This is a genomic window from Dokdonia ponticola (genome assembly GCF_042653865.1).
Taxonomy (GTDB): domain Bacteria; phylum Bacteroidota; class Bacteroidia; order Flavobacteriales; family Flavobacteriaceae; genus Dokdonia; species Dokdonia ponticola.
Genome location: NZ_JBHSFV010000012.1, coordinates 196,819 through 208,355, shown reverse-complemented (window position 1 = coordinate 208,355; position 11,537 = coordinate 196,819). Strand labels below are relative to the sequence as shown.

The window sequence follows — 11,537 nt, the reverse complement described above, 5'->3', positions numbered from 1 at the left end:
CTTTTAATGCCAAGATAAAAGCGTTTAGAGCACAATTCAGAGGTGTTAGAAATGTAGAATTCTTCCTTTTTAGATTATCTACTATTTTTGCATAATCCTAAAATCCCACAAGTTTTGGACTTGATCCGTTTTTTGTTTTCTTGCGCAAGCTGAAACGAGTTTCGCTTGCTTCAGAAAACAAAAAACCCGCAACGTAGTTGCGGGTTTCTTTTGCGGAGAATGAGGGATTCGAACCCCCGGAGGTGTGACCCTCAACAGTTTTCAAGACTGCCGCATTCGACCACTCTGCCAATTCTCCTGAGTGCCTCATCAAGGTATTTCCTTGAATGCGGGTGCAAATATAAGACGCTTTTTCTTTTTAAAAAACCTTTTTTAACGAAATATTCAAAAAAATAAAAAGACAAACACTTCTTCCTAAGTTAAAGTATCTTAAAATGATATTCACTAAACAAAAAGCTTGATTTTAAGCATATTTACACTATTCATTTCACATAACAAACACTTATACATCATATAATACATATAAATAAAAATTTATAGAAAATTAAACAGACCTTTGTAAAACTATGTTGCCTCTTTATAGAGGCAACATATACAACTTGCAAACTATGAATAAGACCAGTATCAAAGGATTTATAAAAGAATACACCCAAATTATTATTGGGATCATATTAGCGAGTATCGGTTTGAAAGCCTTTTTATTACCCAATGGTTTCTTAGACGGGGGTGCGACAGGAATTGCGATATTACTGAGTAATGAATTACACATCGATATTTCTATTATTCTTTTATTGGTTAGTATTCCGTTTATCCTATTAGGGGCGTTTACGATTTCGAGAGGAATTTTGATTAAATCCATACTCTCTATCATCCTCTTATCGATTTCTATCAACTTAGAGACCTTCCCCATCATCACCGAAGACAAACTACTCATCGCTATTTTTGGTGGGTTATTTTTGGGTGCGGGTATTGGGCTGGCGATTCGTAATGGTTCTGTGCTAGATGGCTCCGAAATATTAGGGGTGTTTATCTTTGATAAATTTGGAATCAGTATCGGGAAGACCATTCTGCTTTTTAATTTGATTCTCTTTGGGATTACGGCCATTATCATCTCTACCGAAATTGCCCTGTACTCGATCCTTACCTATATCGTAACTGCCAAAGTTATTGATTTAGTCATCGAAGGATTTGAAGATTTTGTCGGTTTTACAATTATTTCTAAGGAATCTCACGCCATTGAAGAGGGACTTCTAGAGATTGGTGTCGGTGCTACGGTGTATAAAGGCGAATCTGGATATGGAAGTTCTGGAAAACAGAATGGTATGCGCATCATACACACGGTGATTAACCGTATTGATATTCGGAAAACCTATCGAATGATTGATAAAATAGATGAAACTGCTTTTATCATTGAGTTTGATATCAATAATGTAAGAGGGGGCGTACTTCGGCATTATTTTAATAAAAAGAAGGATACCAATCTCGCACAATCGATACAGTCCAATCAAAACTAAGACATTCGTATCTGAAATTAAGGTGTTTTTTAATAGGTAGTCTGAATAGGTTCGCTTTCGCGAAAGCGTTTACCTTAAGGAATTTCTATAAGCATCAAGGTTATCTACGCAATGCAAAATGCCCTACCAACGTACGATTGCTCAAGGTATAGGCTTTATACCAAAACCCAGCGTCTAACAAACGTCTTCCGTTAAACGTACCGTCCCAACCCATACCTCGCGGACTAAACCCTGTGATTTTTTTTCCGAAACGATCATATACTTCGATAAACGTAATCGTTTCTCCATCGACAACACGACCGCGTACTTGCCAGTAATCATTGATTCCATCGCCATTAGGAGTGAAGTATTTTGGGAACCCTAAATCAAAATCGGCATTGATGCTTGTGGTATCAAATCCGCAGCCATTTTTATCCCGTACGTAGACGTCTAAATTGCTAATGGGTAAATTGGTAAATACAGGACTATCTTGATACGGCCCGTCTATAGAACCCACCGAATACTCATACTCCCCAATCCCAATGACGTCGACATTGATATTCAAATTAACACCCTGAATACTTATGTTTAAATCCTGAATGACAGGCGCTTCTGAAACGGTCACTTCAAAGATGTGTGAACTATCACAAGAGATAATGCCTTGTTCAATGGGGACTTCGGTAATGACATCCAATCGGTAGATGCCACTTTCTGTAATGGTTACCTCACGAGCTGATGAGATCTCTAATTCTGTATCATCTACAAATTGAATCCAAGAAAAGTCCTCCCCTATTCCTGTATAATTCAGTTGCAAAGGACCATCATTCGTACAAAAACTATAGGCGTCTTCTAAAAAAATCTGCGGGTTTAAATCAATAATTTCTCCCGTCATCGCATCTTCATAAGGCCCACAACCTAAGGTCGTCGTAAAACAGGTCTGTATACAATCTAATGCCTCTCCTGCACTGTTATACGGTGTTACCGTGACATAATATTTGACCCCTTCAATAAAATCAATTACGAAGGTGGACGTCACATTTCCAAAATCTATATTGTTCACCACATCAGAGCTGTTTGGGGTACTTCCTATATTGAGAATATACCCGTCAGCATTCGGGACTGGAAACCATGTGAGCAAAGGGGTAAGTGCTACATTCTCCTCTCCATCTGTTGGCGAACTTAATGTGGTACATGCTGGGACTTCGGTGTCAATCACTAATGTCGTAAAAGAACTTTCATTATCACACCCTACCGCTTCTCCTATAGCATTGCGAGGGGTGACACTCGCATAATAGGTCGTTCCCTCAAGCAGCGGCGTCACCACCTGAAAGGAAAGTCCTCCGTTGGTGATTAATTGGTTGTCTAATACATCATTTCCGCCTAAGGTCGTTCCTAGATTCAGCAAGTATTCCGTAGCTCTGGGTGCATAACTCCATGTAATAATTGGCGTTAATGACACATCTATGGCACCATCTAGCGGACTGTTGATCGTAGTACACCCTGGTAACGTAGTGATACTACCCGTGCTAAAGGTTTGAATATTACAGATGGTGGTAGGATCTGGATCTGCGGGATCTTCTCTAAGTGCAATGACAATCGTATAATTTTCATTTTCTGGCCAACCTGCGACAGGTCGGTAAGAGGTTTGTGAGGGCGTGCGCTGAATCGTAGATTCCACACCTCCTGAATCCGTAATCGTTAGGATATAACCGCCTGCGACGCCTTCATCGGTCCACGTAATTGGGTTTTCGACAGGAAGAATACTTGGACTCGTAAGTATGGCGCAGTCTTGCGCTTTCGCGAAAGCGGACACCACAAGCATCAAAACCAAACAGTATGATTTTTTAAATATGTAATCTACGTTAAGAATATCCCCAATTTTTAGCTAAATATACTTCAAAACGACCATAACCCATAGCATTTTAACAGCTCTTTCCAAAATAGCAACTAGGTATTTAAAACGGGTTATACGTGAATAACGCCTTGTAAATAGGTCACCGCCTTTCCTTTGATAAGCACTCGATCGTTTTGCAATCGACATAGGAGTTCGCCGCCACGTTTTGAAATTTGTAAAGCTCTAAAGTCCGTTTTATGAAGTCGTTCTGCCCAAAAAGGAACTAAGGTACAGTGCGCAGATCCTGTCACAGGATCTTCAAATACAGTTGCTTGAGGCGTAAAAAGTCGCGAAACAAAATCAACATCATCAGCATTTCCTAGAGCAGTGACAATGATACCCCCAGGATCTATATTAATTTGATTGATGATTTCGATATTGGGTGTAATATTTTTTATATCTTCTTCAGCGTTATAGACTAGTAGGTAATCACGGGCTTTCCAAACCTCTAGAGGTTGTATATTAAGTCCGTCGCTAATATTTTTAGGTAAGGTTGCTTTTTGAGGAGGTCTGGACGGAAAATCAAGCTCGAGATATTCATTAGCCTTGGTTACTTTCAAAGGACCGCTTTGTGAGTCAAACATCACTTCGGTGTCAGTACAGCCTAGGTGTTCAAAGATCACAAAAGTAGCAGCCAAAGTCGCGTGACCACATAAATCCATTTCGATTTCAGGCGTAAACCATCGGATATGAAAATGGTTGTCGGATAAGGGAACAAAAAATACCGTTTCGGCTAGGTTGTTTTCTATGGCAATGTTTTGAAGAGTTTCATCTTCCAACCAATGATCTAACGGACACACCGCTGCCGGATTACCACCAAATAGCCTATCTGTAAAGGCATCGATTTGAAAAATTTTTATTTCCACTACAATGTGTATGTTACTTATAAAAAACTCATTATCAATACGCTTCGACAGGCTCAGGGTGACAATGAGTTAGTTTGCTGCTTTTATGACAAGATCTTTTTTATGGTATATTAAACACTTAAAAAAGCGTAATCTGACCTTCATCGTCTAGATTGTCATCGTCTTCATCTGCTGCTTTTTTTTCATCGGAAGTAGGTGTCGCTTTTGGAGCTTTTTGTGCCTCATCCGTATTTTCTGAAGAAACGGTCTCTTCATCTATGACTTCTAGCTCTTCTTTAGGGGTTTGTTCAGGGGCTTCGTACGGCAGCGGATCTAACCAATTAAGTTGCTTTAATTTTTGAGCATACAGTTGATTCCCTTGTGCATTGATTCCTTTTACAGCAATGAAATCTTCCATAGACACCGACTCATTTTCCTTTTGGTCTTTACCACGTTCTTTATAAAATACCAACTCTGCCACAGGACGATGATCGGTAGAAACGAGTTCTAGCTGACTTTGATCATGCTCTGAAATAAACGTTTCTTCTTTTTCTGGATTTTCGATTAAGAAACGTTTTCCGTAATAGCGTTCTTTTTCACCATCCCAATAGATGGCTGTGATCGGTTTGGAAGGCTCCCATTTTTCTAGCACAATCATATCACTGTCAAAATGTGCGGTGACATCAGGAATAATCGTACGTACATTTCCATGTTGATTGATAATTAACAGTCGATCATCAGGTCTAAACTCGCCTAGTAAATCGCCTCTACCATCCACATTAAGACGTTGTACAGTCTCATCAAACCAAATCTTACGAGGTTTGAGGGTAGAAAGTCCTTTTTCTTTCAGCTCCACCGATTTGACAGAATGTTTGGTGACAATGTTTCCTTTGGAAGCACGCCCTTTGATCAGAATATCTGAAAAATCTAATTCTAAACGAAGCTTTTTCACACTAGCAACTGCTCGTAAATACACCGTCACAAGCTCTGCTTCTCCATTCGGATTTGCGGTGAAATAAAACATCAATGATCCTTTTTTTCCGTTGGTCAGATCATACTCTCGATCGCGCGTAACAGAGGTCACATTAAATCGTTTGACGTACGTAGCGCCTCCTTGCCCATCTCTATAAATCATATTATAGGTGGTACGCTTATCTTTCTTCTTAAAGACCGCGACGTGAATGATATCTTTCCCAATAAAGGTTTTGGCATCTACCTTGGTGACCATCATTTTCCCTTCTTTCGTGAAAACGATAATATCATCAATATCAGAACAATCGGTGACGTACTCATCGCGTTTAAGAGACGTTCCTACAAAACCTTCGGCTCTATTAACGTACAATTTGGTATTGCGCAGTACTACTTTTGTGGCTTGTATATCATCAAAAACACGAATCTCTGTCTTACGCTCTTTCCCTTTACCGTAATCTTTCTTCAGTCTGGTAAAATAGTCAATTGCGTATTGTGTCAAGTTATCTAAGTGATAATTGACTTGTGCTATTTGCTCTTCAAGTGCATCTATTTTCTGTTGTGCTTTATCAATATCAAATTTTGAAATACGTTTGATTCGAATTTCCGTAAGACGGGTAATATCCTCTTCGGTCACGGGACGTTTTAGGTGTCCGATATGTGGTTTCAACCCAGTATCTATGGCTTTAATAACCCCTTCCCAAGTTTCTTCTTCTTCTATATCACGGTAGATTCTGTTTTCTATAAAAATACGCTCTAATGAAGCATAATGCCATTGATTTTCAAACTCATCGCGTTGTATCTCTAGTTCCTGACGCAATAATTCTTTTGTACGATCTGTACTACGTCGTAACATCTCTGTGACTCCTACAAACAGCGGTTTATTGTCTTCGATCACACATCCCAAGGGAGAAATAGACGTCTCACAATACGTAAATGCATATAGGGCATCTATGGTTTTATCTGGCGAAATCCCAGGAGGGAGATGCACTAAGATTTCTACATTGGCAGAGGTGTTATCTTCTATTTTCTTAATCTTTATTTTCCCTTTCTCATTGGCTTTTAGCACAGAGTCAATCAAGGAACCAGTGGTCTGTCCAAATGGAACCTCTGTTATGACTAGTGTATTTTTATCAAGTTGAGAGATTCGTGCGCGCACGCGTACTTTCCCACCTCTAAGTCCGTCGTTATAATTGGTAAAATCAGCAATACCTGCTGTTGCAAAATCGGGAAACAAGGTAAAGCGCTTTTCCTTCAAGTGTTTGATGGAGGCATCGATAAGCTCAATGAAGTTATGAGGTAGTACTTTGGTACTCAATCCTACCGCAATTCCTTCTGCTCCCTGTGCGAGGAGCAATGGAAACATTACTGGTAAATTGATCGGTTCTTTTTTACGACCGTCGTAGGAAGATTGCCAATCGGTAATTTTAGGATTGTACACCACATCAAGGGCAAACTTAGAGAGGCGTGCTTCTATGTATCGAGATGCTGCTGCGCGGTCTCCTGTAAGAATATTTCCCCAGTTTCCTTGAGTGTCAATTAATAAGTCTTTTTGACCTATACCGACCATCGCATCTCCAATACTTGCATCTCCGTGCGGGTGATACTGCATGGTATGTCCTACGACATTGGCCACTTTATTATAACGCCCATCGTCTAGCTCTTTAAGTGCATGCATAATACGACGTTGTACGGGCTTAAAACCATCTTCAATCGCGGGTACTGCACGTTCTAGAATAACGTAGGAAGCATAGTCCAAAAACCAATCTTCAAACATGCCCGATACACGGGTAATGGTTTCACCTGTAACTTCTCCAACCTCTTGAGGCTGTGGCTCGTGATGTACATCTTCTTCGTTATGCTCGTTTATTTCTTCACTCATTGGTCAATAAAGTCCGTTATTTTTTTTAGTAATTATGCAACTAAGTGTTCTGTGTGTTTTTGCTTTCGTACTGCGACTTCGCTCCGCACAAACTTCTGCCTTACGATATCCCTAGAAAGCGTAAAAATAATCAATCCTCTACCACTCGATCTAGTTCTACTTTCAGGTTTTCAATTATAAATTTCTGACGATCTGGGGTATTTTTACCCATATAGAAAGAAAGTAATTCTTCAATCATCAGTGCTTTATCGAGCATCACAGGTGCCAAGCGGATATCTTCTCCGATAAAGTATTTAAACTCATCGGGAGAAATTTCTCCCAATCCTTTAAATCGGGTGATTTCTGGTTTGGCTCCGAGTTTAGCCATCGCATCTTGTCGTTCTTGTTCGCTATAACAGTAGATCGTTTCTTTTTTGTTACGAACGCGAAAGAGCGGAGTTTCCAGAATATACAAATGCCCTTCTTTGATGAGTTCTGGAAAGAATTGTAAAAAGAAGGTAATTAATAGTAGACGGATATGCATCCCGTCAACATCGGCATCGGTAGCGATTACGATATTGTTATATCTTAAATCTTCAATCGATTCTTCAATATTAAGTGCAGCTTGTAGGAGATTAAATTCTTCATTTTCGTACACAATTTTCTTGGTCAGTCCGTAGCTATTTAAAGGTTTCCCTTTCAAACTAAAAACCGCTTGTGTATTGACATCTCTTGATTTTGTAATCGATCCACTTGCCGAGTCTCCCTCGGTAATAAACAAGGTCGATTCTAGATTTCGCTCCTTCTTGCTATCGGTAAGATGGATACGACAATCTCGCAATTTTTTATTATGCAAGCTTGCTTTTTTAGCGCGGTCTCTCGCTAGCTTTCTGATGCCAGAGAGGTCCTTACGCTCGCGTTCTGCTTGTAAAATTTTTCGCTGTAAAGCATCCGCCACCTCAGGATTTTTATGCAAGAAATTATCAAGCGATCGTTTTAAGAAATCATTAATGTAGGTTCGTACAGTCGGTAAATCTCCACCCATATCTGTACTTCCCAACTTGGTTTTGGTTTGAGATTCAAATACCGGCTCCATCACTTTGATACTAATCGCCGAAACAATGGATTTACGTACATCTGAGGCTTCGTAGTTTTTTCCGTAAAATTCTCTAATGGTTTTTACGACGCTTTCGCGAAAAGCTGCTTGATGTGTTCCCCCTTGTGTGGTATTTTGACCATTCACAAACGAGTGATACTCCTCAGAATATTGGGTTTTACTATGTGTAATCGCAACTTCAATATCCTCTCCTTTCAAATGAATGATCGGATAGAGTCGATCTCCCTCTGCGATGCTTTCTGAAAGCAAATCTTTTAATCCGTTTTCTGAGAAGAACTTTTCGCCATTAAAAATAATCGTTAATCCCGGATTGAGATACACATAATTTTTAATGAGGCGCTCTACATATTCACTACGAAATTTATAATTTTTGAAAATAGTCTCATCAGGTGTAAAAGATACTTTGGTTCCTCTACGGCGAGACGTTTCTTCTAGTAGATCTTGATTATTTAATTCCCCACGCTCAAACTCTGCTGAAGCCGACTTCCCATCTCGGGTAGACTCTACTCTAAAATAGCTAGAGAGTGCATTCACTGCTTTGGTACCTACCCCATTCAGTCCTACCGATTTTTTAAACGCACGAGAATCGTATTTTCCTCCCGTGTTCATTTTTGAAACCACATCCACTACTTTCCCTAGCGGAATCCCACGACCGTAATCCCGTACGATTACTTTTTCTCCTTGAATAGAAATTTCTATGGTCTTACCAGCGCCCATTACAAACTCATCGATACAGTTATCTAGCACTTCTTTTACTAGAATATAAATTCCGTCATCTGCACTAGAACCGTCACCTAGTTTTCCTATATACATTCCTGGTCGCATACGAATATGTTCCTTCCAGTCAAGCGATCGTATATTATCCTCGTTATATTGTGTTTCTTTCGTCATAATTGTAGGTAGAATGGCTAATATAAGACATCATAAGCGCTTATAAAACCTGACAAAAGAGAAGTAATCAACAATTTTATAAAAAGTGTTGTTGATTATTATTTTGGCCCTACATATTACTTTTTAATAGTGATAAATCAGGGGTATATAACGATACATCATAAGGACAACGCTTTTATAGTATCTTTAACCTAGATTAAACAACATTGAATTATGGGCAACAAGAATAAATCTGACCTTTTTATTTATATCATTGGGATAGCGATTGTAGGTTTTATCCTTTTTAAAACTATTGGATATATCCTACCCGATCAAGAACCTGATTATGATGGAACCGCTTTACTAGAAGCCGTCATGGATAAAAATGGTGGTAAAGATGCGTGGAGCAGCTTACAGAAAATGTCCTACAAAAAATCTTTTCAATTATTTTATGAGGATGGCAGTATAGAAAAAGACCTTACAGAAAATCATGCCTATGATTTTACAGAAGGTATTAATCGAGAAGTTACGTGGAGTCAAGAAGATACGTTATATGAAATACACCGATCAGACAGTGCTATTTATCAAATCAAAAATGGCAAATTAGATACACTTGTTACACCAAAACAATTACAATCCAAACTCGATGCAGCTACCTTTGTTGTCGGGCTTCCGTTTACGTTAGATACGTCATCGGCATCACTTACGTATGAAGGCAAGACAGCATTTCAAAATACTCCTTGTCACGTCTTAAAGGTGACTTTTCAGGGATCTGAAGATGTATGGTATCTTTATTATGAAGAGGGAACATTGTCATGGATAGGCTATTGGGTGCAAACGTCAGGACATTATAGTTTGGTGATCAATGAAGAAATGACGGATGTGAATGGGTTTATACTTTCGCGAAAGCGTAAAAGTTATAGAACTGATGCGCAACAAAATCCTACGTATCTAAGAGCGACCTACAAATATGAAAATTATGATCTAGAGTAGTAGCTTAAGCAATACTTCGCTCCATCTTCATAAATTGAGACGGTGTTAGATTGCTGAATCTCTTAAATGACTTGTTAAAAGTCACTTTGTTGTTATACCCTACCTCATAAGCAATATCAATAATATTGAGATTATCTTTGTTTGATCGGAGCAATTCCATCGCTTCTTCTACGCGATATTTATTGATTAGTTCAAAAAAGTTAAGTCCAAAATGCTCATTAATCACCTGCGAGGCATTGTGACGCGTTGTTCCTAAACGCTCTGCGATGGTCTCTAGTTTTATGGTGTTTTGGCGATATACTTTTTCTTCTTCTAATAGTTTTACTAACTCTTCTTTTAACTCCGTGGAAAAACTGGTTGTAAGACCTGAGTTTTTATACTTAACAATTTCCTTTTTGAGTGCTTGTACAGTCCCCACAAGTACTTGCGGATTTGCATATGCAATATACCCTACATACAACACCATCAGTGACATGGCAAGGAATTGTACACTAGAAGCTGCCGATTGAAAGTCATCTTTCATAAAATTAATTCCATACAATAAATACGAAATAGCGTATACGGTATGTATAATCATAATCATACGCTGGAGCTTGACTTTCTTAGGTGATGTTACTGCAGAGTTTTTAGCATTTTTACGATATAAGCGTAGTGTAAAATATCCATATACAAAAAGAGAAATAATTTTTATGATCGCAATCTCTTCCAAATAAGGATGTTGTTCATAGGCTCCTACCCCTAGCATGATATCCAATTTTTCTGCTGCAGATAGACTATAAATAGGAATAAACACAATAATGAATCCTATGGTAGGTAGTAAATGGACTAGGTCTATTTTTTTGAATTTATAATTTTCTGTAATCCTTTTAAAATAGAAATACAAAACAGGCCCGTATAAGAAAGAAAAAACAGTAGATATATTCTGTGAGTGTGGTATTTCGTAAGTGTAGTTACTTACAAATAACATAGTGTGAATTAAGAAAATAGAATGCATAAAAACAAATAAACCAATAAGGCCATTGGCTAGTCTATCTGTTTTTCTTCTTAGGTTAAGAATAATTGCAATAAAAATTCCAATAAGTCCAACATAGAGATAGAAGAAAGAGCTTAAATTAAATTTTACTTCGTATTTATCTTTTAGCGCAAGTAAACCAGCATCATCGTAAATATATTCATATCCACTATTTGATAGCAATGAAAAATCTCCTGTAGCCAAAATATAATTTTCAAGATTTTCTACCGCTATTTCTGCATTACCCTCTTTGGCAGCATCTAAAGATATCCTCTTATAGGTAGCAGCTTGTTTTATTTGTGTATCATTAGCAAGATCTTGGTCATCTGCTGACGCATAAATAGATCCAGATACACTCACTAAAAGAAGGAATAATAGGGCTGTTTTGAAAATAGTTTTAATGACTCTCATAATTGGATGGTATTACTTGAACAACTTAAAGGTACAAAAATGTCGTACACATCCAACTTTTACAGTATCTAC

7 protein-coding genes and 1 tRNA gene are annotated in these 11,537 nt (G+C 38.4%); 2 read left to right on the top strand and 6 right to left on the bottom strand.

Going from position 1 to position 11,537, the window contains the following annotated elements:
* Positions 1-213 precede the first annotated feature (213 nt).
* Positions 214-298 (bottom strand) — tRNA-Ser (locus tag ACFO3O_RS18245).
* A gap of 310 nt (positions 299-608) precedes the next feature.
* Here ACFO3O_RS18245 and ACFO3O_RS18240 point away from each other — a divergent pair.
* Positions 609-1,514 (top strand): YitT family protein, encoded by a 906-nt coding sequence (locus tag ACFO3O_RS18240; protein WP_379981486.1) that lies wholly within the window; start codon positions 609-611, stop codon positions 1,512-1,514.
* 100 nt (positions 1,515-1,614) lie between these two features.
* On the opposite strand, the gene ACFO3O_RS18235 is transcribed toward ACFO3O_RS18240, so the two are convergent.
* From ACFO3O_RS18235 to ACFO3O_RS18220, 4 genes are all read right to left on the bottom strand, one after another.
* Positions 1,615-3,315: a T9SS type B sorting domain-containing protein gene (locus tag ACFO3O_RS18235; RefSeq protein WP_379981497.1), complete on the bottom strand. Its 1,701-nt coding sequence runs from the start codon at positions 3,313-3,315 to the stop codon at positions 1,615-1,617.
* A 143-nt stretch (positions 3,316-3,458) separates the two neighbouring features.
* Positions 3,459-4,253 carry a PhzF family phenazine biosynthesis protein gene (locus ACFO3O_RS18230; protein ID WP_379981484.1) on the bottom strand — a complete coding sequence of 265 codons (795 nt, stop codon included), beginning with the start codon at positions 4,251-4,253 and terminating at the stop codon, positions 3,459-3,461.
* Positions 4,254-4,371: 118 nt separating this feature from the next.
* Entirely contained in the window at positions 4,372-7,083 is a 2,712-nt protein-coding gene (locus ACFO3O_RS18225; RefSeq protein ID WP_379981482.1) for a DNA gyrase/topoisomerase IV subunit A, read from the bottom strand.
* 130 nt (positions 7,084-7,213) lie between these two features.
* Positions 7,214-9,070, bottom strand: coding sequence for a DNA topoisomerase IV subunit B (locus ACFO3O_RS18220; RefSeq protein WP_379981480.1), 1,857 nt, complete (start codon positions 9,068-9,070; stop codon positions 7,214-7,216).
* A 213-nt stretch (positions 9,071-9,283) separates the two neighbouring features.
* On the opposite strand from ACFO3O_RS18220, the gene ACFO3O_RS18215 reads away from it, so the two are divergent.
* Positions 9,284-10,042 carry a hypothetical protein gene (locus ACFO3O_RS18215; protein WP_379981478.1) on the top strand — a complete coding sequence of 253 codons (759 nt, stop codon included), beginning with the start codon at positions 9,284-9,286 and terminating at the stop codon, positions 10,040-10,042.
* Positions 10,043-10,046: 4 nt separating this feature from the next.
* On the opposite strand, the gene ACFO3O_RS18210 is transcribed toward ACFO3O_RS18215, so the two are convergent.
* Entirely contained in the window at positions 10,047-11,465 is a 1,419-nt protein-coding gene (locus tag ACFO3O_RS18210) for a helix-turn-helix domain-containing protein (protein ID WP_379981476.1), read from the bottom strand.
* Positions 11,466-11,537: the final 72 nt, after the last annotated feature.

Coding starts and splice junctions, on each gene's coding strand:
- ACFO3O_RS18240 (WP_379981486.1), top strand. CDS start 609: ATGAATAAGACCAGTATCAAAGGATTTATAAAAGAATACACCCAAATT.
- ACFO3O_RS18235 (WP_379981497.1), bottom strand. CDS start 3,315: ATGCTTGTGGTGTCCGCTTTCGCGAAAGCGCAAGACTGCGCCATACTT.
- ACFO3O_RS18225 (WP_379981482.1), bottom strand. CDS start 7,083: ATGAGTGAAGAAATAAACGAGCATAACGAAGAAGATGTACATCACGAG.
- ACFO3O_RS18220 (WP_379981480.1), bottom strand. CDS start 9,070: ATGACGAAAGAAACACAATATAACGAGGATAATATACGATCGCTTGAC.
- ACFO3O_RS18215 (WP_379981478.1), top strand. CDS start 9,284: ATGGGCAACAAGAATAAATCTGACCTTTTTATTTATATCATTGGGATA.
- ACFO3O_RS18210 (WP_379981476.1), bottom strand. CDS start 11,465: ATGAGAGTCATTAAAACTATTTTCAAAACAGCCCTATTATTCCTTCTT.